The 23,244-nt window shown below is 70.7% G+C and carries 18 protein-coding genes and 2 rRNA genes; all 20 read left to right on the top strand.

The features are described from left to right. Positions 1-87, top strand: a 23S ribosomal RNA gene (locus ACIBQX_RS13270); the annotation flags it as partial. A 173-nt stretch (positions 88-260) separates the two neighbouring features. Further along, positions 261-377, top strand: a 5S ribosomal RNA gene (rrf, locus tag ACIBQX_RS13265). A 337-nt stretch (positions 378-714) separates the two neighbouring features. Continuing rightward, the gene (locus ACIBQX_RS13260; protein WP_397003889.1) at positions 715-2,004 is read left to right on the top strand and encodes a bifunctional folylpolyglutamate synthase/dihydrofolate synthase; all 1,290 of its coding nucleotides are present in this window, start codon (positions 715-717) and stop codon (positions 2,002-2,004) included. Continuing rightward, positions 2,004-2,357 (top strand): DUF4233 domain-containing protein, encoded by a 354-nt coding sequence (locus ACIBQX_RS13255; protein ID WP_397003813.1) that lies wholly within the window; start codon positions 2,004-2,006, stop codon positions 2,355-2,357. The genes ACIBQX_RS13260 and ACIBQX_RS13255 overlap by 1 nt, the downstream gene beginning before the upstream one ends. Positions 2,358-2,407: 50 nt before the next feature. Next, complete coding sequence (locus ACIBQX_RS13250) at positions 2,408-3,856, top strand: hypothetical protein (protein ID WP_397003811.1); 1,449 nt, start codon at positions 2,408-2,410, stop codon at positions 3,854-3,856. Positions 3,857-3,965: 109 nt separating this feature from the next. Then, positions 3,966-4,376, top strand: a complete 411-nt coding sequence (gene ndk / locus ACIBQX_RS13245) for a nucleoside-diphosphate kinase (protein WP_157246518.1) — start codon at positions 3,966-3,968, stop codon at positions 4,374-4,376. 249 nt (positions 4,377-4,625) lie between these two features. Then, positions 4,626-5,657, top strand: a complete 1,032-nt coding sequence (locus ACIBQX_RS13240) for a rod shape-determining protein (RefSeq protein WP_397003809.1) — start codon at positions 4,626-4,628, stop codon at positions 5,655-5,657. After that, on the top strand, positions 5,657-6,535 hold the full coding sequence (gene mreC, locus ACIBQX_RS13235; protein WP_397003807.1) for a rod shape-determining protein MreC: 879 nt from the start codon (positions 5,657-5,659) through the stop codon (positions 6,533-6,535). The genes ACIBQX_RS13240 and mreC overlap by 1 nt, the downstream gene beginning before the upstream one ends. Beyond that, complete coding sequence (gene mreD / locus ACIBQX_RS13230; RefSeq protein ID WP_397003805.1) at positions 6,532-7,002, top strand: rod shape-determining protein MreD; 471 nt, start codon at positions 6,532-6,534, stop codon at positions 7,000-7,002. Before mreC ends, mreD begins: the two co-directional genes overlap by 4 nt. Then, positions 6,999-9,044 (top strand): penicillin-binding protein 2, encoded by a 2,046-nt coding sequence (mrdA, locus tag ACIBQX_RS13225; protein WP_397003803.1) that lies wholly within the window; start codon positions 6,999-7,001, stop codon positions 9,042-9,044. Before mreD ends, mrdA begins: the two co-directional genes overlap by 4 nt. Beyond that, positions 9,041-10,210 carry a rod shape-determining protein RodA gene (gene rodA, locus ACIBQX_RS13220; protein WP_397003801.1) on the top strand — a complete coding sequence of 390 codons (1,170 nt, stop codon included), beginning with the start codon at positions 9,041-9,043 and terminating at the stop codon, positions 10,208-10,210. The genes mrdA and rodA overlap by 4 nt, the downstream gene beginning before the upstream one ends. Before the next feature lie 40 nt (positions 10,211-10,250). Then, on the top strand, positions 10,251-12,161 hold the full coding sequence (locus ACIBQX_RS13215; RefSeq protein ID WP_397003799.1) for a TIGR03960 family B12-binding radical SAM protein: 1,911 nt from the start codon (positions 10,251-10,253) through the stop codon (positions 12,159-12,161). Positions 12,162-12,337: 176 nt separating this feature from the next. Then, complete coding sequence (locus ACIBQX_RS13210) at positions 12,338-13,090, top strand: TIGR03936 family radical SAM-associated protein (protein ID WP_397003797.1); 753 nt, start codon at positions 12,338-12,340, stop codon at positions 13,088-13,090. A 136-nt stretch (positions 13,091-13,226) separates the two neighbouring features. Beyond that, on the top strand, positions 13,227-16,208 hold the full coding sequence (locus ACIBQX_RS13205) for an Rne/Rng family ribonuclease (RefSeq protein WP_397003795.1): 2,982 nt from the start codon (positions 13,227-13,229) through the stop codon (positions 16,206-16,208). A 225-nt stretch (positions 16,209-16,433) separates the two neighbouring features. Continuing rightward, positions 16,434-16,736 carry a 50S ribosomal protein L21 gene (rplU, locus tag ACIBQX_RS13200; RefSeq protein ID WP_103963887.1) on the top strand — a complete coding sequence of 101 codons (303 nt, stop codon included), beginning with the start codon at positions 16,434-16,436 and terminating at the stop codon, positions 16,734-16,736. A 13-nt stretch (positions 16,737-16,749) separates the two neighbouring features. After that, complete coding sequence (gene rpmA, locus ACIBQX_RS13195; protein WP_189144684.1) at positions 16,750-17,007, top strand: 50S ribosomal protein L27; 258 nt, start codon at positions 16,750-16,752, stop codon at positions 17,005-17,007. A 166-nt stretch (positions 17,008-17,173) separates the two neighbouring features. Next, the gene (gene obgE / locus ACIBQX_RS13190; protein WP_397003792.1) at positions 17,174-18,526 is read left to right on the top strand and encodes a GTPase ObgE; all 1,353 of its coding nucleotides are present in this window, start codon (positions 17,174-17,176) and stop codon (positions 18,524-18,526) included. A 44-nt stretch (positions 18,527-18,570) separates the two neighbouring features. Further along, the gene (proB, locus tag ACIBQX_RS13185) at positions 18,571-19,689 is read left to right on the top strand and encodes a glutamate 5-kinase (RefSeq protein ID WP_397003790.1); all 1,119 of its coding nucleotides are present in this window, start codon (positions 18,571-18,573) and stop codon (positions 19,687-19,689) included. A 30-nt stretch (positions 19,690-19,719) separates the two neighbouring features. Further along, on the top strand, positions 19,720-21,000 hold the full coding sequence (locus ACIBQX_RS13180) for a glutamate-5-semialdehyde dehydrogenase (protein ID WP_397003788.1): 1,281 nt from the start codon (positions 19,720-19,722) through the stop codon (positions 20,998-21,000). A gap of 242 nt (positions 21,001-21,242) precedes the next feature. Continuing rightward, positions 21,243-23,219, top strand: a complete 1,977-nt coding sequence (locus tag ACIBQX_RS13175) for a protein kinase (protein ID WP_397003786.1) — start codon at positions 21,243-21,245, stop codon at positions 23,217-23,219. The last annotated feature ends 25 nt before the right edge of the window (positions 23,220-23,244 follow it).

Below are 23,244 nucleotides of genomic sequence, written 5' to 3'. Positions count from 1 at the left end.
CGGTAGACGACCGGGTTGATAGGCCGGAGGTGGAAGCACGGTAACGTGTGGAGCTGACCGGTACTAATAGGCCGAGGACTTGACCACAAAGCATTGTTGCTCAGGTGTGTGCTGCGTTCTGTACTCTTCGCCGGGTCCGGAACAGCGCCGTACTTGGGGGATCCTGTTGCTCGCGTCCACTACGCAATTCTGAGACAACAAGCAGTTGTTCAGGCAATCGGTGACGGTTGGCTGAGTGTTGTTTGTGTGTTTCATAGGGTTACGGCGGTTATGGCGGGAAGGAAACACCCGGTTACATTCCGAACCCGGAAGTTAAGCTTCTCAGCGCCGATGGTACTGCACTCGGGAGGGTGTGGGAGAGTAGGTCACCGCCGGACAATCTTTCAGGTAGGGCTTCGACACTTTGGCTGTCGGGGCCCTTCCTGCATTTCCGCGGAATTCTCACGTCTACGGACGTGAGACGCACGTATGACAGGAAGGCCACGCCTTACGGCGATGCCACCTGGATAATAGGGGGTTCCCAGCCTACGAGGCATGGGGACCCCCTATTTTGCGTTCCCCAGCCCTCGAAGCCCTCCGCAAACCCCCAAGACGCCGCCGGCATCCCCATGCCATCCGACCTCGCTCCGCCATCCTGCCTCGCCCCGCGTGGGAAGCGGTCGCGGTGGTCAGTAGGGTTGAGGGGTGGACTTTCGTGCGGTTGAACGCGCGATCATGGAGCGTGGCGTCGAGTGGGATTTCGAGCCGACGCTGGACCGGATCGCGGCCCTGGTGGATCTGCTCGGCTCCCCGCAGCGGGCCTATCCCGTCATTCACATAGCGGGCACCAACGGCAAGACGAGCACGGCGCGACTGACCGAGGCCCTGCTCAAGGAGCGCAATCTGCGGGTGGGCCGGTTCACGAGCCCGCACCTGGAGTCGATGCGCGAGCGGATCACGGTCGACGGTGAGCCGCTGAGCGAGGAGCGTTTCGCCGAGGTTTATGAGGAGATCGCGCCCTACGTCGAGTTGGCCGACACGCAGGGGCGGCGGATCCAGTTCTTCGAGCTCCTCACGGCCATGGCGTTCGCCGCCTTCGCCGACACGCCGATCGATGTGGCGGTCGTCGAGGCCGGCATGGGCGGCTCCTGGGACGCCACGAACGTCGCCGACGGGACCGTGGCCGTCATCACCCCGATCTCGCTGGATCACACCGACCGGCTGGGGCCCGACATCCCGAGCATCGCGGGCGAGAAGGCGGGCATCATCAAGGCCGGCAGCACCGCCGTGCTGGCGCAGCAGCAGTTGCCCGCCGCCGAGGTGCTGATGCGGCGGGCCGCCGCAGAGGGCGCGGTGGTGGCCCGTGAGGGGCTGGAGTTCGGCGTACTGAGCCGTGAGGTGGCGCTGGGCGGCCAGCTGCTGACCCTGCGAGGCTTGAAGGGCGTGTACGACGAGGTCTTCCTGCCGCTCTACGGCACCCATCAGGCGAGCAACGCGGTGTGCGCGCTGGCCGCGGTGGAGGCGCTGACCGGTGGTGACGATCCGCTGGACGTGGAGCTGGTGCGGCAGGCGTTCGCCCAGGTGACCTCGCCCGGCCGGATGGAGGTCGTACGCCGTAATCCGACCGTCGTGGTGGACGCCGCGCACAATCCGGGTGGCATGGAGGCGACTCTGGAGTCGCTGCAGGAGGCGTTCGGCTTCGCCAAGGTCATCGCCGTCATGGGGGTCATGTCGGACAAGGATGTCGACGGGCTGCTGGAGTTGCTGGAGCCGATGGTCGACGAGATCGTCGTCACGCGTAACTCGTCGCCCAGGTCCCTGTCTCCCGGTGAGCTGGCGGCGCTGGCCGTGCCGCTCTTCGGTGAGGACCGGGTGCATGTTGTGGAGCGGCTGGACGAGGCCATCGACCAGGCGATCGGCATGGCCGACGCCGAAGGGGAGTTCAGCGGGACCGGGGTGCTGATCACCGGGTCCGTGGTCACGGCGGGGGATGCCCGCCATCTGCTGAAGGCGGAAGGCTCCTGATGGGCTCGCTGCTGTCGTTCCAGGTCACGCCTGGCATGCGCAGGCTGGGGTCGAGCGTGCTCGGGATGGAGGCGATCGTCGCCGCGCTGGTGACTCCGGTGGCGATCTCCGTCGGCGGGGTCGCGCCGGCGCTGGCGGTGACGGTCGGCATCGGGCTGGCCGTGCTGTGCGTGGTATCGGCGGGGCTGCTCAAGCGCCCGGCCGGGTACATCATGGGCAGTGTCGTGCAGGTCCTGGCGATCTGCACCGGGTTCATGGTGTCGGCGATGTTCTTCCTGGGTGCGCTCTTCACGGCGTTGTGGATCACCGCGATATTCGTCGCTCGCCGTGTCGAGGGCGTGACTTCCCGCTAAAGTCGAGCCTCATGGCCGTCCCCTCAAATCATCGGTCCGCGGATGCGGCTGTGTCCGGCGCAAAGCTCGGGTGGTTCTCCGACGCCGTGCTCGCGCTGCTCATCGTGGCCGCGCTGCCGCTGGCGATCGTCGCCATCCCCAACACCGTGTCCGTCGTCGCGGCGCTGCTGCCCGACGGGATCGACCGCGTGGAGCTGATGCGGGCCCACGGGCTCGCCCTTCCGGCGATGATGCTGACCGTCCCGCTCGCCGCCATGGCGCTGCGCCGGGTCAAGGCCGCTCATCTCCTGCTCGGCGGCCTGGCGCTGCTGGCCGTCGCCGACGCGGCGGGTGGTTACGCCGGGTCGGTCTTCGTGGTCGGCGTGCTGCGCGTGGCGCACGGCATCGGTGCGGGGCTGCTGCTGCCCGCCACGCTGTTCGCCGTCTGGGATCGGGCGCCCGTGCTGCGCGGCCTGTGGGCCGGCATGCTGGCGCTGAGCCTGCTGGGCGCCCAGGCCCTGGCGTTGTGGCCGCTCGACGGGGTGACGCGCTGGCAGGTCACGCTGCAGCCGTTCCCGCTGCTGACCGGCATCGCGCTCGCGCTCGCCGCCGTCTACTTGGTGCTGTGGATGGCCGCCGGGCGGCCCGCGGCGCCGGGCGTGCGTTTCCAGGAGCGCGGCCGGTTGCTGAAGGCCACCGCGCCGGCGGCCGGCATCGCGGTGCTCGCGATCAGCACCGCGAGCCAGGACTGGCGTGCCGACCTGGTGATCCTCCTGGCTGTGCTGGCCATCGCCGGGCTGCTCGCGCTGGCGTCCACGGGCAGCCGCGAGAGCCGCGCGTTGTCGTACACGATGGTGGCCGTCGGGGTGGTGCTGCTGCCCAGCATCGCTCAGGTGACGTACGTGGAGATGCGCGGGCTCGGCGGGCCCGGTCTGTCGGGGCTGTGGCTGCCGTTCTGTGTGGCCGGGCTGGCGGCGGTGGCGGCCGCGGTCCTGGTGTGGCGGTTCGCCGCCTCGAACAGGTGGGTCACATCGCTCGGCCTGCTGGCGATGGTGGCGGGGCTCTCCTCGGTGCGGTTCCTGACGCCGTCGCCGGAGGGGCTGGTGCTGGTCGTGCCGTTCGCCCTGCTCGCGGTCGGCGCGTCGGTGGCGCTGACCGCGGCGCTCACGGCGGCGTCCGGCCAGGCGGAGGTGGGGGCGGCGATGTTCGCGCTGGCGTTGTGCCTGCCCGCCGTGCTCGCCGGCTATCTGCTGGGCACCGGTGTGCAGCTGACGATGGTGCGGGGCGTCAGCTCGGCGCAGGAGCTCGTCGACGGCTTCGTCTCCGCGCTGCACCTGTGGGCGCTGGTGGGCGGGTTCCTCGTGGTGGTGGTGATCGTCCTGGGCGCGGTGCTGTCCCGCCGTGCCCGCGCCACGGAGGAGGAGGCCGACAGCGTGCGGCGCGATGACGTACGGGAGAACAGTGCGGTCTCCTCGGTGCCGGCGCCCGCGCAGTCGCCGGAGGACGGCGCCCCGGCGTAGGAGCCGAAGCTGGAGGACCGCCGCGGGACGGTAAGCTGAGCCGCAGTTTCAGCGACGCGGCGGGGCGTTCCTCAGAGCCGGCCGCGACCATCTCAAAGGAGAATCCCACGTGTCCGAGCGCACTCTTGTCCTGATCAAGCCCGACGGGGTCAAGCGCGGCCTCATCGGCGACGTGATCGCCCGTGTGGAGCGCAAGGGCCTCAAGGTCGTGGCGATGGACCTGCGCACCCTCGACGTCGACACCGCCAAGGCGCACTACGCCGAGCACTCCGAGCGGCCGTTCTTCGGCGAGCTCGTCGAGTTCATCACCTCTGCCCCGCTGGTCGCGCTGGTGCTCGAGGGTCCCCGGGCCGTCGAGGCGTTCCGCGCGCTGGCCGGTCTGACCGACCCGGTCAAGTCCGCTCCCGGCACGATCCGCGGCGACCACGCCCTCGAGATCGGCGAGAACGTCGTCCACGGCTCCGACTCGCCCGAGTCGGCCGCCAGGGAGATCAAGATCTTCTTCCCCGACCGCTTCTGAGCCTCGCGGGGAGTACTCTCTCCCCGCCGTATGTGGTGCCCGCCGGCCTCGTGCCGAGCGGGCACTTCTCGTTTTCGGCCGAGAACTGCCCAGCTGACGCATTCCGGGCAAAGCTGGAGTTGGCTGAGGGGCGCGAGAATTTTGTGGGGCACACGGGCTCATTGCGTGGCCTGGTGGGTACGTCACGTTACGATTCGAATTCGATCCGTAGTCATTCGGCGAACGACGTCACGGAAGGCTCCGTTCCCCATGGGCAGCAAGCTCGCCTTTCTCGGCCGTGACATGGCGGTCGATCTCGGCACCGCAAACACACTGGTCTACGTCCGCGGTCGCGGCATCGTGCTCAACGAGCCGTCGGTCGTCGCGATCAACACCGCCAGCGGCAGGATCGTCGCGGTCGGCATCGAGGCCAAACGCATGATCGGCCGGACGCCCGGCAACATCGTCGCCGTACGACCGCTCAAGGACGGGGTGATCGCCGACTTCGACGTCACCGAGCGAATGCTGCGATATTTCATCCAGCGCGTGCACAAACGGCGTCATTTCGCCAAGCCGCGCATCATCATCGCCGTGCCCAGCGGCATCACGAGCGTGGAGCAGCGGGCCGTCAAGGAGGCGGGCTACCAGGCGGGGGCGCGCAAGGTCTACATCGTCGAGGAGCCGATGGCCGCGGCGATCGGGGCCGGCCTGCCGGTGCACGAGCCGACCGGCAACATGGTGGTGGACATCGGGGGCGGCACCACCGAGGTGGCGATCATCTCCATGGGCGGCGTGGTGACCAGCCAGTCGATCAGGGTCGGCGGCGACGAGCTGGACCAGGCGGTGATCACTTTCGTGAAGAAGGAGTTCTCGCTCATGCTCGGCGAGCGCACCGCCGAGGAGATCAAGATGGCGATCGGCTCGGCCTTCCCCTGTGACGGTGACGCGCATGCCGAGATCCGTGGGCGTGACCTGGTCAGCGGCCTGCCCAAGACGATCGTGGTGTCCGGGGAGGAGATCCGCAAGGCCACCGAGGAGCCGGTCAACGCGATCGTGGACGCGGTCAAGACGACGCTCGACAGATGCCCGCCGGAGCTGTCCGGCGATCTGATGGACCGCGGCATCGCCCTCACAGGCGGCGGCGCGCTGCTCAGAGGCATGGACGAGCGGGTCAAGGCGGAAACGGGCATGCCGGTGCATCTGGTGGAGAACGCGCTCGACTCCGTCGCGCTCGGCTCGGGCAGATGTGTGGAGGACTTCGAGGCGCTGCAGCAGGTGCTGGTGCCGGAGTCGCGACGCTGATGAGGGACTCGCGCCACGCACGGCTGATCCTGGGAATGCTACTGACGGCGGCGCTGGTCATCCTGACCGTGGACCACCGCACCGGCGAGGGCTCGCCGATGCGCCAGCTGCGCGCCGCCGGTGCGTGGGTGTTCGGTACGGCGGAGCAGGTGGGCGGAGCCGTGACCCGTTCCGTGGGCGGGTTCGTGCACGGGGTCGTCACCGCTCCTCACGCCCGTGAGGACATCGAGCGGCTCAAGAAGGAGAACGCCAAGCTGCGCGCCGGCCTGGCGGCCAACAAGCTCGACGAGACCCGCTCCACCGAGCTCAGGCGGCTGCTGGGACTCGCCGGGCTCGGTGGCTACCAAGTCCTCCCGGCCAACGTGATCGCCAGGCGCGGCGAGCCGGGCTTCGAGGACGCCATCGAGCTCGACGCCGGCACGGACGACGGCGTGCGCGCCGACATGACCGTGCTCAACGGCGACGGGCTGATCGGCCGGGTCGTCCGTGCGTCCAGTCGTACGTCGACCGTGGTGTTGCTGAGCGACCCGGCGTCCGCCGCGGGCGCGCGGCTGGAGGGCGGGCAGGAGATCGGCGTCGTGCACGGGGTGGGGGAGAACGGCCGGCTCCTGCGCTTCCGGCTGCTCGACTCGACGGCGCCGATGACCAGAGGCGGGCGCCTGGTCAGCTTCGGCTCGCATCATGGCGCTCCGTACGTGCCGGGGGTGCCGATCGGGGTGATCGAACGGGTGGAGGCGACGCCGGGCGCGCTGACCAGGATCGCTTACGCCAAGCCGTTCGCGGACCTCACGGCGCTGGACGTGGTCGGCGTGGTGGTACGGGGCCCCGCGCGTGACCCGAGGGACGCGGTGCTGCCGCGCAGGGAGGGAGCTCGATGACAGGGGCCGTGGTCATAGTCGCGGCGGTGCTGGCGCAGGTCATGCTGGTGAACCGGCTGCCGTTGCCGGCCGGGGGCGCGCCGGACCTGGTGCTGCTGGCCGTGGTGGGCGTGGCGCTGCAGCGCGGGCCGGCGGCCGGGGCGGTGATCGGGTTCTGCACGGGGCTGCTGGTGGACGTCGTGCCGCCGACGGCGCATCTGGCGGGGCTGTACGCGTTCGTCTTCGCGCTGGTCGGTTACCTGGCGGGGCGTGGGGCGGGCGGCCGGGTCACCACCGTCGTGCTGTGCGTGCTGCTCGCGCCGGTGCTGGCCGCGGCGGTCGGCGGATTGCTCTCCGATCCGAGGGTGACGGTCAGCACGCTGACCGAGCAGGTGCCCGTGACCGTCGTGTACACACTCGTGCTGGCTCCCGTGGTGATCTGGCTGACCGCGCGGGCCGGGCAGCAGCAGCCGAGGTACACGATATGACCAGGATGCGGACCAGGTTGATCGTGCTGCAGGCGCTGGTGCTGATCCTGCTCGCGGCGCTGACCGTACGGCTGTGGCAGGTTCAGGTCGTACGCGGGCCGGAGCTGGTGAACCGGGCGACCGAGACCAGGACGAGAGTCGTGATCGTGCCGGCCGTCAGGGGGCAGATCCTCGACTCGTCGGGCCGCCCGCTGGTGCGCAACAAGACCGCGCTGGTCGTCTCGGTGGACCGGACCGGCCTCACCAGGATGAAGGACCAGGGGCTGAAGGTGCTGAGCAAGCTGTCGCAGGTGCTCGGCAGGCCGGTCGCCCACCTGAGCAAGCGGATCACGCCCTGCGGGCCGAAGGTGCCCAAGCCCTGCTGGACCGGCTCCCCGTACCAACCCGTCCCGCTCGACGAAAAGGTCGACACCCGTGAGGCGCTGCAGATCCTGGAGCGGCAGGAGGAGTTTCCCGGGATCTCGGCGGAGATCCACGCGGTCAGGGAGTATCCGGGCGGCCGGGCGGGTGCGCAGATGCTCGGCTACCTGTCTCCGGTCACCCAGGACGAGCTGGAGAAGCGCGTCGGGCTGAAGGCCACGTTCTCCGGTGTGGACCTGGCCGGGCGCGACGGCATCGAGTACGTCTACGACGAGGAGCTGCGGGGCAAGGCGGGGCTGCGCCGGGTGCAGGTGGACCGGATGGGCAAGGCCCTCGGCGTGGAGCAGGAGGTCGAGCCGGTCGCCGGGGATCACCTCGTGACCAGCATCGACGCCCGCATCCAGGCCGTGACGGAGCAGGCGCTGCAGAAGGCGATGAAGTCCGCGCCGCAGGCCGACGGCGGCGCCGCGGTGGTGCTCGATCCGCGGACCGGGCGGGTGCTGGCGCTGTCCAGTGCCCCCGACTACGACCCGGCGGTCTGGGCGGGCGGCATCTCCGAGCGGATGTACCGTCACCTGCTGTCGGACAAGTCGGGCAAGCCGCTGGTGTCGCGGGCGATCAACGGCCAGTTCGCGCCCGGTTCGACGTTCAAGGTGTCGTCGGTGGCGTCGATGCTGCGGGCCGGCTACCCGCTGAACGGGAAGTACAGCTGCCCCGGCTCGGTCAACGTGGGCGGCCGGGCCTTCAACAACTTCCGCGGCATCCCTCTCGGCACGCTGTCGCTGCACCTGGCGCTGGTGAAGTCGTGCGACACGATCTTCTACCGGGCGGCCTTCGAGCAGTATCTGCGCGACGGCGGTCGCACCCCGAAGAAGAACGCCCAGGAGGTGTTCGCCAACACGGCCAGGAAATTCGGGTTCGGCAGCCCGACCGGGATCGACCTGCCGGGGGAGTCGGCGGGGCGCATCCCCGACCGCCGCTGGAAGAAGGAGATGTGGGCGCAGACCAGCGCCACCAACTGCAAGCGCGCGAGCACCGGCTATCCGGAGGTGAAAGACGCCGCGCGGGCGGCCTTCCTCAAGCGCCTGGCGCACGAGAACTGCACCGAAGGCTTCGTGCTGCGGCCCGGTGACTCGGCCAACTTCTCCATCGGGCAGGGTGACGTGCTGGTGACGCCGCTGCAGCTCGCCCGGGCGTACGCGGCGCTGGTGACCGACGGCCAGGTGCGCAGCCCGCGCATCGGGTGGGCGCTGGTGCGACCGGACGGCAAGGTGGTCAAGAAGGTCCCCGTGCCGGTGGTGGGCAAGCTGCCGCTCAAGGAGAACGAGCGGCTCTACATCAAGAACGCGCTGAGCCAGGTGGCCTCCGACGGCACCGCGGCCGGGGCGTTCAGCGGCTTCCCGATGGACAAGGTGCGCATCGGCGGCAAGACCGGTACGGCGGAGGTCTGGGGCAAGCAGGACACTTCCTGGTTCGCCTCCTTCGCGCCCACCAAGAACCCGCGCTTCGTCGTGGTCGTCATGGTCTCGCAAGGCGGGATGGGCGCCCAGACCGCCGCCCCCGCCGCCCGCGCGATCTACGAGGGCATCTTCGGCATCAAGAGGCCGGCCGCGCTGCCGGGCGGCAAGCCCGTGTCGAAGCTGCCGAAGTTCGCTCCCGACGGAACGGTGATCAGGGAATGACCACCGGGGCGCTGAGGGGGAGGCGGCGCTCGCTCGCCCGGCGGGCGTTCGGCCCGGAGTCGATCGTGTGGCGGCTGGACGGGGTGCTGCTGGTCGCGGTCATCGCGCTGTCGGTGATCGGCGCTCTGCTGGTGTGGTCGTCGACCAGGACGTGGGCCCCCGGCTCCACGGGGCTGCTGAAGAAGCACCTGCTCAACCAGGGCATCGGCGTGTTCCTGTGCGCAGCGGTCTCGATGATGGACCATCGGGCGGTGCGGGCGTACGCGCCCCTGGTGTTCCTGGTCTCGCTGATCGGGCTGGGCCTGGTGCTCACGCCGCTGGGGGCGACGATCAACGGCTCGCATTCGTGGATCCTGCTGGGCGGCGGGTTCGCGGTGCAGCCCTCGGAGTTCGCCAAGGTCGGCCTGCTGCTGATCACGGCCATGCTGCTCGCCCAGCCGGTCGAGGGCACAGATCGGCCGCGCGGCCTCGACGTGCTGCTGGCGCTGGTGGTGGCGGCGATGTCACTGGCGCTGGTCATGCTGCAGCCCGACCTCGGCACCGCGCTGGTGCTGGCGGCGATCTCGGCCTCCGCGTTGATGATCTCGGGAGTACGCAAGCGGGTCATCGCCTTGCTGACGCTGGTCGGCGCGGCCGGGGTGTTCAGCGTGTTCTACTTCGAGATGCTGGAGCCGTACCAGCTCGCGCGGTTCACCGCCTTCCTCGACCCGAACGTCGACCCGCGCGGGGTCGGCTACAACAGCACGCAGTCGCTCATCGCGATCGGCTCCGGGCAACTGTTCGGCAAAGGTCTGCTCGGGGGCGGGCAGACGACCGGCCGGTTCGTGCCGGAGCAGCACACCGACTTCATCTTCACCGTGGCGGGCGAGGAGTTCGGCTTCCTGGGGGCGGCGACGGTCGTGCTGCTGCTCGGCGTGGTCCTGCTGCGCGGGCTGAAGATCGCCAGGCAGTGTGAGGACAGGTTCGGGACGCTGGTCGCGGGCACGATCGTGTGCTGGTTCGCGTTCCAGATGTTTGTGAATGTGGGGATGACGATCGGCATCATGCCGATCACCGGCCTGCCGTTGCCGTTCGTCTCCTACGGTGGCACCGCCACGTTCGCGAACCTGATCGCGGTGGGGTTGCTGCAGGGAATCCGGGTGCGCAGGCAGCCGTCGTACGCCTAGAAGTACCGGTCACGTGACGGGCGCCGCTAGTGTGGGGCGTATGCCTGTCGAGTCGATTTTTCCCCGCCTGGAAGCGCTGCTGCCGAAGGTGCAGAAGCCCATCCAGTATGTCGGGGGTGAGCTCAACTCGACGGTGAAGGACTGGGACGCGGCCGACGTGCGCTGGGCGCTGATGTACCCGGACGCGTACGAGGTCGGGCTGCCCAACCAGGGGGTCGCGATCCTCTACGAGATCCTCAACGAGCTGCCCGCGACGCTGGCCGAGCGCACCTACGCGGTCTGGCCCGACCTTGAGGCGCTGATGCGCGCCGAGGGCGTGCCGCAGTTCACCGTCGACGCGCACCGGCCGGTGCGCGCCTTCGACGTGCTCGGCCTGTCGTTCTCCACCGAGCTCGGCTACACCAACATGCTGACCGCGCTGGATCTGGCCGGCATCCCGTTGCTGGCCGCCGATCGGGGCGAGGACGATCCGATCGTGCTCGCGGGCGGGCACGCCGCCTTCAATCCCGAGCCGATCGCCGACTTCCTGGACGCGGCGGTGCTGGGCGACGGCGAGCAGATCGCGATCGCCATCTCCGAGGTCATCCGGGAGTGGAAGGCCGAGGGCGAGCCCGGCGGGCGGGACGAGCTGCTGATGCGGCTGGCCGAGTCCGGCGGGGTCTATGTGCCGAAGTTCTTCGACGTGGACTATCACCCCGACGGTCGCATCAAGCGGGTCGCGCCCAACCGGGCCGACGTGCCGTGGCGGGTGCACAAGCACACGGTCATGGACCTCGACGAGTGGCCGTACCCGAAGAAGCCGCTGGTCCCGCTGGCCGAGACGGTGCACGAGCGGTTCAGCGTGGAGATCTTCCGCGGCTGCACCCGCGGCTGCCGGTTCTGCCAGGCCGGGATGATCACCCGGCCGGTTCGCGAACGCTCGATCACCACGATCGGCGCCATGGTCGAGAACGGCATCAAGGAGTCCGGCTTCACCGAGGTCGGCCTGCTGTCGCTGTCGTCCGCCGACCACAGCGAGATCGGCGAGGTCGCCAAGGGCCTGGCCGACCAGTACGAAGGCACCAACACCTCGCTGTCGCTGCCCTCGACCCGCGTTGACGCCTTCAACATCGACCTGGCCAACGAGTTCTCCCGCAACGGCAGGCGCTCCGGCCTCACCTTCGCTCCCGAAGGCGGCTCCGAGCGGCTGCGCAAGGTGATCAACAAGATGGTCACCGAGGAAGACCTCATCCGCACCGTCACCGCCGCTTACTCCCAGGGCTGGCGGCAGGTGAAGCTCTACTTCATGTGCGGCCTGCCCACCGAGACCGACGAGGACGTGCTCGGCATCGCCGACCTGGCCAAGAAGGTCATCAAGGCGGGCCGTGAGGCCAGCGGCTCGCGCGACATCCGCTGCACCGTCTCCATCGGCGGGTTCGTGCCCAAGCCGCACACCCCGTTCCAGTGGGCGGGTCAGACCGACCACGAGACCGTCGACAGGCGGCTCAAGGCGCTGCGCGACTCCTTCAGGGGAGACAGGGAGTACAGCCGGGCCATCGGCTTCCGCTACCACGACGGCAAGCCGTCGATCATCGAGGGCATGCTCTCGCGCGGTGACCGCCGGATCGGCGCCGTCATCCGCAACGTCTGGGAGGACGGCGGGCGGTTCGACGGCTGGAGCGAGCACTTCTCCTACGAGCGGTGGATGGCGGCCGCGGCCAAGGCCGGCATCGACGTCGACTGGTACACCGTGCGCGAACGCGGAGAGAACGAGGTCCTGCCCTGGGACCACCTCGACGCGGGGCTCGATCGCGAATGGCTCTGGCAGGACTGGCAGGAGGCCGTCAACGGCGGCGAGGTCGAGGACTGCCGCTGGACCCCCTGCTACGACTGCGGCGTCTGCCCCACCATGGGGACGGAGATCCAGATCGGTCCGACCGGCAGGAAACTTCTTCCCCTCACCGTCGTCTAGCGGCTCTGAGTGCGCGCCCGGTGTCTCGCCGTACATGATCCTGAGCCGGGCAGGCCTCGGGGCGGCATATCCTGAAGGAACCTGGGACGAAAGAACTCTGATAAGGGAAGGACGACAAGGCTCTGAAACCTGTTCCCGATGGGCCCCCGCCCGCGCCAACGGTGCAGCGCCTGCGTGTGCGCTACGCCAAGCGCGGACGCCTGCGCTTCACCAGTCACCGCGACATCTCGCGGGCCGTCGAAAGAGCGGTCCGCCGTGCCGGCATTCCGGTGGCCTACAGCGCGGGTTTCTCGCCTCATCCGAAGATCTCCTACGCGGGAGCGGCGCCGACCGGCGTTGCCAGCGAAGCCGAATACCTCGAGATCGGCGTCACGACGCCGTGCGATCCGCAGCAGGTCAGGACCGATCTTGACGGATCGCTGCCGCCGGGCCTGGATGTGCTCGACGTTGTCGAGGCCGGCCCCGGCGCGCTGGCCGACCGCCTGGAAGTCTCCGAGTGGGAGGTGCGCCTGCCCGGTGCCGATCGCGACCTCGCCGTGACAGCGGTGGAGAAGTTTCTCGCGGCCGGCACCGTGGAGGTCGAGCGCCTCATGAAGAAGGGTCCGCGCCGCTTCGACGCGCGGGAGGCCGTGCTGAGGCTCACGGTGCCCGAGGGGACAGAGAGAACTGCAGCTCAGGTGGCTGGACAGTCGTGTGTCATACTGCGCATGGTTGTTCGGCACATGACGCCTGCCGTTCGACCCGACGATGTGCTCACAGGGCTGCGCCTTGTGGCCGACTTCGCGCCGCCGGTCCCCCCCGAGGTGACCAGGCTGGCGCAGGGGCCGCTGGACGATAGCACCGGTGCGCTTGCCGACCCGCTCGACCTGGACCGCGAGACTACGCGCGGCGGCGAGGCGGGACCGGCGGGTGAGCACGACGTCGGTTGAGGAAGGCGCCCCGCGGGGCGCTACCACTGACAGGACTTGGCGCCATGCCCTCGAAAGGGGGCGTGGCGGACAACGAGACACGATGGCTCCTGCGCGGCGCGGCGACGCGCCCGGGGGCTGACGGGAGAGCGCCCGCATGCTCGACGAGAACGAGCCCAACGCCGGGGCCATTGGCCCTGACGGGGAGACAACAGAACAGACCACGGTGACCAGGCGCCGCCGCGCGGCCAGCCGACCGGCCGGTCCGCCACCCGAGCTGCCCGAGCAGCCGGTTTCGGCCCCGGTCACCGCGCCGGCCGCACAGGCCGCTCCCTCGGTGACCGAGGGACGGTCCGTGCCCAGCACGGCGGCGCAGCGCGCCGCCGGAACCCCGGACGAGCCCCCCGCGGGCGTGTCCGGGGAGGCGTCCGACGTCTCGCCTGAGGTGGTGGGGACCCGGGTCGAGGAGGCCGTGACCGCCGCCGTTGAGGTGGACAAGCCGAAGCGTGGCGCGCGGACCCGGTCGACCGTGACCACGACGCGTCGCCGTACCAGCAAGAAGGCCGAGGAGGCCGCCGCTTCCGGGGCGGCGGACAGTGCCGCCGAGGCCGCCGAGGTCACCGGTGGGGCGCAGGGCGCCCTGAGCGGCGCGGACAGCGCCGCGGGAGCCACCGGCGTGGCGGAGAGCCCGGCGGACGCCGGCGCCGCCGTGGGTGGCGAGCAGGCCGCTGAGGAGGCCCCTGTCAAGCGGCGCCGCACCCGGAAGAAGTCGGAGGCCGAGCAGGAGGCGACGCGCCCGTCGGCCGGTGCCGCCGAGGCGGACCTGGCAGGCGCCGAGCCCGCACCGGCAGCCTCCGGGCAGGTCGGCGAAGGGGTGGCGGCGCAGGCCGCTGCCAGTGTCGGTGAGGCGGCCGCGCAGCGGGCCGGCGCAGCCGACGCCGACGAGGACATCCTGGAGATCCTGCCCGAGGACGAGCCGCTCGACGACGAGCCCGCCGGGGAGGACCTGGACGAAGAGGACAAGCCGAGTCTGCTGGCCGACCCGTTCGGGCTGACCGTGCGCAGGCAGGACCACCCGGGGACGGCCTTCCAGCGGCCCGCGGCCATCTTCGCGCCGCTGTTCCAGGCGCCCGACCCGACGCAGGCCAAGCCGGTGCGTCCCGAGCCGCAGCCCCAGCCGCAGCCCGAGCCGGTCGCCGAGGTGATCGAGGAGGCGGCCGAGGAGGCCGTCACCGAGGACGACGTCGATGACGGCTCCGACGAGCAGGACGACGAGGGCGGCAGCCGCCGCCGGCGTCGCCGCAGGGGTGGCCGGGGCCGTGGCAAGTCGCGCGAGCGTGACGACGCCGACGACGGCGAGGACACCGAGGAGGAGGGCGAGGAGGAGCAGCCCGAGGAGTCCCAGGATGAGGGCACCGGCTCCCGTCGCCGCCGCCGCAGGCGCAGGCGCGGCACCGACGAGGAGGTCGCCGAGCCCGCCGGGGACGACCCGCCCAACACGGTCGTCCGCATCCGCGCGCCCCGCTCGGGACGCGCCGCCGCGCACGACATCGCCACCGACGGCGTGCAGAGCGTGCGTGGCTCCACCCGGCTGGAGGCCAAGAAGCAGCGCCGCCGCGAGGGCCGTGAGCTCGGCCGCAGGCGTCCGCCGATCATCACCGAGTCGGAGTTCCTGGCCCGCCGGGAGTCCGTCGACCGGATGATGGTGGTGCGCCGCACGGGCGACCGTACGCAGATCGCGGTGCTGGAGGACGGCGTCCTCGTCGAGCACTACGTCAACCGCGAGGCCAGCCAGTCCTACGTCGGCAACGTCTACCTGGGCAAGGTCCAGAACGTGCTGCCGTCGATGGAGGCCGCCTTCATCGACATCGGCAAGGGCCGCAACGCCGTCCTGTACGCCGGTGAGGTCAACTTCGACACCGCCGGCATGGAAGGCCAGCCCAAGCGCATCGAGTCGGCGCTGAAGTCCGGTCAGTCGGTGCTGGTGCAGGTCACCAAGGACCCGATCGGTCACAAGGGCGCCCGCCTGACCTCGCAGATCAGCCTGCCCGGCCGCTACCTGGTCTACGTGCCCGACGGCTCGATGACCGGCATCAGCCGCAAGCTGCCCGACAAGGAGCGCACCCGGCTCAAGAGCATCCTGAAGAAGGTCATGCCCGAGAACGCCGGCGTGATCGTGCGTACGGCGGCGGAGGGCGCCTCGGAGGAGGAGCTGGCCCGCGACGTGGCCCGCCTGTCGGCGCAGTGGGAGGCCATCCAGAAGAAGGCCAAGAACGCCAGCCCGCCCGAACTGCTCTCGGCCGAGCCGGACCTGACCGTCCGGGTGGTCCGTGACGTCTTCAACGAGGACTTCACCTCGCTGGTCGTGCAGGGTGAGGGCGCCTGGGAGACGGTCGACGAGTACGTGCAGTACGTCGCGCCGCACCTGGGCGAGCGGCTGTCGAAGTGGGACGGCGAGCAGGGCGACGTGTTCGAGTCGTACCGGATCGACGAGCAGCTCGGCAAGGCGATGGAGCGCAAGGTGTGGCTGCCGAGCGGCGGCTCCCTGGTGATCGACCGGACCGAGGCGATGACCGTCGTCGACGTCAACACCGGCAAGTTCACCGGCCAGGGCGGCAACCTGGAGGAGACCGTCACCCGCAACAACCTGGAGGCGGCCGAGGAGATCGTCCGCCAGCTCAGGTTGCGCGACATCGGCGGCATCATCGTCATCGACTTCATCGACATGGTGCTGGAGTCCAACCGCGACCTGGTGCTGCGGCGGATGCTGGAGTGCCTGGCGCGCGACAGGACCAAGCACCAGGTGGCCGAGGTGACGTCGCTGGGTCTGGTGCAGATGACGCGTAAGCGGGTCGGTCAGGGGCTCCTGGAGGCGTTCTCGACGCCGTGTGACTGCTGCAACGGGCGCGGCCTGATCGTCTCCACGGAGCCGGTCGAGCACAAGCCCGAGCCGCGTGGCACCCAGGGCAAGATGGCAGTGGAGAAGGCGGTCTCGGAGAAGGTTTCCGCGGCCAAGGACTCCGCCGGTCGTGATACCGTGACCGATGCGCTTGAAGACGTCCCGACCGAGGACGACCAGGCCGGCCAGACATCCGGCAGGGGGCGGCGACGCTCCCGCCGAGCCAGGTCCGGCGAGTAGCAGCGCTGCTCGGTGGACTGTCCGATGAATCGTCCGGTTCGCCTAGGGCGCCGTTAATCCGGTACCCTAGACAACCGGTGCGTCAGGTGACGTGCCCTGTTGGCGCGCCCCACGGTTCGTCGGTTCCAGATGGGCCGAATGACGGGCGCAGCATTCGGAGTCAGCGGCCATTCCGCAGGGGATGGCCGATGGATCGCAACAGTGAGTCAGTAGAAGGGTTCCGCGGTGTACGCGATCGTTCGTTGCGGCGGCAGGCAGCAGAAGGTCTCCGTCGGTGACGTCCTCGAGGTGGACAAGGTCGCCGGCGAGGTCGGCTCTTCGGTTTCGCTGCCGACGGTGCTCGTCGTCAACGACGGCGATGTGACCACGGAGGCGGGCAAGTTCATGGTCAGCGCCGAGATTCTCGGTGAGACCAAGGGCCCCAAGATCCGCATCCTCAAGTACAAGAACAAGACCGGTTACAAGAAGCGCCAGGGTCACCGTCAGCGGTACACCCAGGTGAAGATCACCGGTATCGACCAGGCCTGATCGGGAGTTAGAGATGGCACACAAGAAGGGCGCGTCGTCCACCCGGAACGGCCGCGACTCCAACGCTCAGCGCCTGGGCGTCAAGCGCTTCGGCGGCCAGCTGGTCAACGCGGGCGAGATCATCGTCCGTCAGCGTGGCACCCACTTCCACCCCGGCGACAACGTCGGCCGTGGTGGCGATGACACGCTGTTCGCGCTGTCCGCGGGCCACGTGCAGTTCGGCACCAAGCGCGGTCGTCGCGCCGTGAGCATCGTCCCCGTCGCGGAGTAAATACGCCGCGTCGCGGGTTGTAGAAAGGGTGGATCGCCTGCCGATCCACCCTTTCGCTGTTTGTGGCGCGGCGCCGTGACCGGTGCCGCGCCTGATGTTTGAGGCAGGACTCGCCATCGGCGAGGATCGCATGAGGGCCCCAGGGGCCGATGGAGGAGAAGCGGAAATGCCGGACTTCGTGGACCAGGTGATCCTGCATGTCAGGGCCGGTGACGGGGGGAACGGCTGCGCCTCCGTGCACCGGGAGAAGTTCAAGCCGCTGGGCGGCCCCGACGGCGGCAACGGCGGGCGCGGCGGCGACGTGATCCTCGAAGTGGATCCCAACACCGCCACACTGCTCGAGTACCACCACCGCCCGCACCGCAAGGCCGACAGCGGCAAGCAGGGCCAGGGCTCCAACCGGGACGGGGCCAACGGCGGCGACGTGGTCCTGCCGGTGCCCAGCGGCACCGTCGTCAAGGACGCCCAGAGCGGCGAGGTGCTGGTCGACCTGGTGGGCGTGGGGACCCGTTACGTGATCGCCCAGGGCGGGCACGGCGGGCTCGGCAACGCCGCACTGGCCAGCGCCAAGCGGAAGGCTCCGGGGTTCGCGCTGCTCGGCGAGCCCGGTGACGCGCTGGACGTCATGCTGGAGCTCAAGAGCGTCGCCGACGTGGCGCTGGTCGGCTTCCCCAGCGCGGGCAAGTCGTCGCTGATCGCGGCGCTGAGCGCGGCCAAGCCCAAGATCGCCGATTATCCGTTCACCACCCTGATCCCCAACCTGGGCGTGGTGACGGCGGGCGACCACATCTTCACCGTCGCCGACGTGCCGGGGCTGATCCCCGGCGCCTCCGAGGGCAAGGGGCTGGGCCACGAGTTCCTGCGCCACGTCGAGCGGTGCGACATGCTGCTGCACGTCATCGACTGCGCCACCATGGAGCCGGGGCGCGACCCCGTCACCGACTACGAGGTGATCGAGGCCGAGCTGCGGGCGTACGGCAAGCTCGAAGGCCGCCCGCGCATGGTCGTGCTGAACAAGTCGGACGTGCCCGACGCCCGCGAGCTGGCCGAGCTGGTACGCCCCGAGTTCGAGGAGCGGGGGCTGCGGGTCTTCACCGTGTCCGCCGCCACCCACGACGGGCTGCGCGAGCTGACCTTCGCGATGGGGGAGTGGGTGGCCGCCGCCCGCGCCAACCGGCCGGTCGAGGAGCCGACGCGGCTGGTCATCAGGCCCAAGCAGCTCGGCGAGGCCGGATTCCAGGTGCGCCGGGTGAACGACACCATCTTCCAGGTGACCGGCGAGAAGCCGGAGCGGTGGATCAGGCAGACCGACTTCACCAACGACGAGGCCGTGGGCTATCTCGCCGACCGGCTGGAGCGGCTCGGGGTGGAGCAGGAGCTGGTCAAGGCCGGTGCCACCGCCGGGGCGGAGGTCGTGATCGGGCCGATGGAGGGCGGGTACGTCTTCGACTGGCAGCCCACGCTCAACGCCGAGGCGGTGCGGCAGGGGCCACGCGGCTCCGACAACCGGCTGGTGTGACCGCAGCGGCAAAGCCGTCAGAAAGGCTCGGATAAGCTTTGGACGTGCGCGAACAGCTGAGGTCAGCGTCCAAGGTCGTCGTCAAGGTCGGATCGTCCTCGCTCACCACCCCAGAGGGCACGATCGACGTGGACCGGGTCGACGCGCTCGTGGACGTGCTCGCGACGCGCCGGCGCGCGGGCACGCAGATCGTCCTGGTCTCCTCAGGTGCGATCGCGGCGGGTCTCGGCCCGCTCGGGCTGGCCTCGCGACCTCGCGACCTCGCCACGCAGCAGGCCGCCGCGTCGGTCGGCCAGGGCGTGCTGGTCGCCCGCTACACCTCCTCCTTCGCCCGGTACGGTTTGCGCGTCGGGCAGGTGCTGCTGACCGCCGACGACATGATGCGCCGGGCCCACCACGCCAACGCCCAGCGCACCCTGGACCGGCTGCTGGACCTCGGCATCGTGCCGATCGTCAACGAGAACGACACCGTCGCCACCGACGAGATCCGCTTCGGCGACAACGACCGGCTGGCGGCCCTGGTCAGCCATCTCATCAGGGCCGACGCGCTGGTGCTGCTCTCCGACGTGGACGCACTGTACGACGGCCCGCCCAGCCGGGCCGGGTCGCGGCGGCTGGCGGAGATCCGCGGGCCGGAGGACCTGGTCGGTGTCGAGCTGGGCAGGAGCGCCGGCCGGGTCGGCACCGGCGGCATGATCACCAAGGTGCAGGCGGCCAAGATCGCCACCGGCGCGGGCGTGCCGGTGATGCTGACCGCCGCCGCGCACGCCGCCCAGGCGCTGGCCGGGGCCGACGTCGGCACCTTCTTCCACCCGGGCGGCCGGCATCCGGGCACCCGGCTGCTGTGGCTGGCCCACGCGGCCACCGGGCGCGGGCGGCTGCATCTCGACGCGGGCGCGGTCGAGGCCGTCGTCACCCGGCGCAAGTCGCTGCTGCCCGCCGGGGTCACCTCGGTCGAGGGCGAGTTCGCCGCCGGTGACCCAGTCGACCTGTGCGGACCGCGTGGGCGGGTGCTGGCGCGCGGACTGGTCAACTTCGACGCCGGTGAGATCCCCGAGCTGCTCGGGCGCTCCACCAGGGAGCTGGCCGTCGCACTCGGTCCGGAATATGAACGCGAGCTGATTCACCGTGACGACATCGTCATACTGGAGTCCCACAGCTGAGGTCCGACGACGAGCACGCGGAGTGAAGGCATGACAACAGAGTTCCTACGGGTCGCCCACGCCGCACGGGAGGCCGCCGCCGAGCTGGCCCCGCTGCCGCGGGCGCCCAAGGACCGGGCGCTGCGTGCCGTCGCCGATGCGCTGGTCGCGCACGCCGCCGAGATCGTCGAGGCCAACGCCGAGGACGTCGAGCGGGCCAGGGCGCAGGGCACCTCCGAGGCCATGGTCGACCGGCTCCGGCTCGACGAGGCCCGGATCGGCGCCATCGCCGAGGCGGTGCGGCAGGTGGCCGACCTGCCCGATCCCGTGGGCGAGGTGGTGCGCGGCTCCACCCTGCCCAACGGGCTGGAGCTGCGCCAGCTGAGGGTGCCGATGGGCGTCATCGGGATCATCTACGAGGGCCGCCCCAACGTCACCGTCGACGCCGCCGCGCTCTGCCTCAAGAGCGGCAACGCGGTGCTGCTGCGGGGCTCCTCCAGCGCCTACTCCTCCAACACCACGCTGGTGCGCGTCATGCAGGAGGCGCTGGCGGGCACCGAGGTCCCGGCCGGGGCCGTGCAGCTCGTCCCGGGCCTCACCCGGGACTCCGTCAAGGAGCTGATGCGCGCTCGCGGGCTGGTCGACGTGCTGATCCCGCGCGGCGGCGCGTCGCTCATCAACTCGGTGGTCGAGGAGTCGACCGTGCCGGTGATCGAGACCGGCGTCGGCAACTGCCACGTCTACGTCGACGCCGAGGCCGACCAGGGGCTGGCCGTGGAGATCCTGGTCAACGCCAAGGCGCAGCGGCCCTCGGTGTGCAACGCGGCCGAGACGTTCCTGGTGCACGCCGACGTGGCAGGGGACTTCGTGCCGAAGGCGCTCGACGCGCTCAAGGCGGCGGGCGTGACGGTGCACGGCGACGAGGCGATCGCCCGCCACGGCGAGGTGGTGCCCGCCACCGAGGAGGACTTCTTCGCCGAATACCTCTCCTACGACATCGCCGCCGCCGTCGTCGGCTCCCTGGAGGAGGCCGTGGCGCACATCAGGCGTTACGGCTCCGGCCACACCGAGGCGATCGTGACCCGCTCCCAGCAGGCGGCCCGCAGGTTCGTGTCGCTGGTGGACTCGGCGGCGGTCGCGGTCAACGCCTCCACCCGGTTCACCGACGGCGGCGAGTTCGGCTTCGGCGCGGAGATCGGCATCTCCACCCAGAAGCTGCACGCGCGCGGCCCGCTGGGCCTGCCCGAGCTGACCTCCACCAAGTGGGTCTACACCGGCGACGGCCACCTGCGCACGTCAGAGGGCACGGTCATCGCGGGGTCAGGCAGCTGACCGGATCGGCGGACAGGACCCGGCACCGTAGGAGGCAGGGTCGTAAGAGGCTGGGCCGTAGGAGGCAGGAGCGGGGCTCGACGGTCTGTGGGCGAGGCTCGACGGTCTGCGGGCGGGGCTCGACGGTCTGCGGGCGGGGCGTTCCCACCTTCGCGGCCGAGCCTTCGGCGCGCCGCGGCCGTCTTTCCCCGTCTCGGCGCTAGGGTTGTGTCCCTTATGGGCGCGCCGAGCGGGGAGGGACGGTGAGCAAGCTCGGCAAGGTCGGGCCTTACACCCTGCTTGAGCGGCTTGGCCGTGGCGGCATGGGCGAGGTCTACCTCGCGAGCGCTCGCCGTGGTGAGCGTGTCGCACTCAAGGTGCTGCACGACCTCAGCGAGGACGATTCCTCACGCATCAGGCTCGAACGCGAGGTCCGCGCACTGCGCAGGGTCGAGAGCCCGTACGTGGCGAAGGTCCTCGACGCCGACCTGTCGTGCGCTCGCCCCTACCTGGTCATGGACCACATCGAGGGCGCCACGCTGCTGGACCTCGTGCGCAAGCAGGGGTCGCTGGACCTGGCGCAGCTCGTCGATCTCGCCCACGGCATCGCCACCGCGCTCGCCATCATCCACGCGGCCGGGATCGTGCACCGCGACCTCAAGCCCGGCAACATCATCATGGGCGCCGACGGCCCGGTGCTCATCGACTTCGGCATCGCGCAGGTGATCGACGCCACCCGGCTCACCATGACCGGCACGTTCCTCGGCACGCCCGGCTACACCGCGCCGGAGATCTTCGCCGACGAGCAGGTGGAGTCGCCCGCCGACGTGCACGCCTGGGCGGCCACGGTGGCGTTCGCCGCCACCGGCCGGCCGACGTTCGGGCGCGGCACGCCCGAGGCGCAGATGTACGCGGTGCTGAACGGCCAGGCCGACCTCAAGGGCGTCCCGGTGGCGCTGCTGCCGCTGGTGCGGGCGGCGCTCAACCGCGAGCCGGGCAAACGGCCCACCGCGGCGCTGCTGGCCGACCGCCTGGCCCGGCTGGCCAAGGCGACCAGCACCTCCGAGGCCGAGCCCAGGGCCGGGGCCGCCGAGGAGGAGGCGCGGGGCCGTACGGTGGAGGACGCCAAGTCCGTGCCGCCGCGCGGGCGCGCCGGTGAGGAGCCCGTGACGCCGCGCCCGCGCGCTGACGGCAAGGTGCCCTCGCCTCGCTCCCGTACGGCCGCTGACGGCAAGGCACAGCCCCGCGCCCGCGCGACCACCGACGGGAAGGTGCCGCCGCCACGGGGCCGCGCCGTGGACGACGGCAAGCCGACGCCCCGGAGCCGGGGTGACGACGGCAAGGCGCCGCTGTCCCGGAGCCGTGGCGAGGACGTGAAGGCGCGGGCACGGGGCGACGACGGCAAGGTGCCGCCGGCTCGGAGCCGTGGCGACGACGTCAAGGCCCGGGGACGTGTCGACGACGGCCAGGCGTCACCGTCCCGGGTGCGCGGGGATGACGGCAAGACGCCCTTGTCACGGGCGCGCGGGGACGACGGCAAGACGCCGTCGTCGCGGGCGCGCGGTGAGGACGGCAAGACGACGGCGCGGAGCCGGGTGGGCGCCGACGGCAGGGGCGCGGCGGTGCGCAGCCGCGTCCGTGAGGGCGCTCAGACGGCCGTACGGGCCCGTACCAGGTCCCAGACGACCGCCCGCGAGGCCAGGCTCAGGTCCGAGGCCACCACGCTGCCGGCCGGCAACACGGCGCTGGTGCTGCTCGCCGTGCTGGCCGTGCCGTGTGTGGTGGCGTCGGTGATGTGGCCGATCGCCTCCATCGGCATCACGGCCGTGTTCGTGGTGCTGACCAGGACGCTCTGGATGGGCCACTGGATGGTCAGGAAACGCACCTCGCGGCGGGTCCGGGTGACGTTGCGGGTGCTGTTGTTCCCGTTCGCGCTGGTGGGCGCGGCCACGACGGCGGTCGTGTGGCCCGGCGCGCCCGTCGCGGTGGCGGCGGGCGGAGCGCTCTGGATCACCGGCGGCGGCGTGATCGATTCGTCCTGGTGGCAGCAGCCCGCGCCGGTCACCGTGGCGGGCGTGGTGTTCGGCATGCTGTGCGGGGGCATCACCGGCCGGGAGATCGAGCGGGTCGGCTCCCGGCTGCCGGAGCTGCGCAGGGAAGGGCTGCGCGCACTGGCCGTGCTGGGCGGCTTCGTCGCCCTGTGCGCGGCTGCCGTGCGCGCGATCGCCCTGCTGCTCTGACCCCGTCAGCTCAGACTGTCAGCTC

Source organism: Nonomuraea sp. NPDC049714 (assembly GCF_044465295.1).
In the GTDB taxonomy this organism is placed as follows: Bacteria; Actinomycetota; Actinomycetes; order Streptosporangiales; family Streptosporangiaceae; genus Nonomuraea.
The sequence above is the reverse complement of the archived record's forward strand: the minus strand, read 5'-3'. Positions and strand labels throughout refer to the sequence as shown.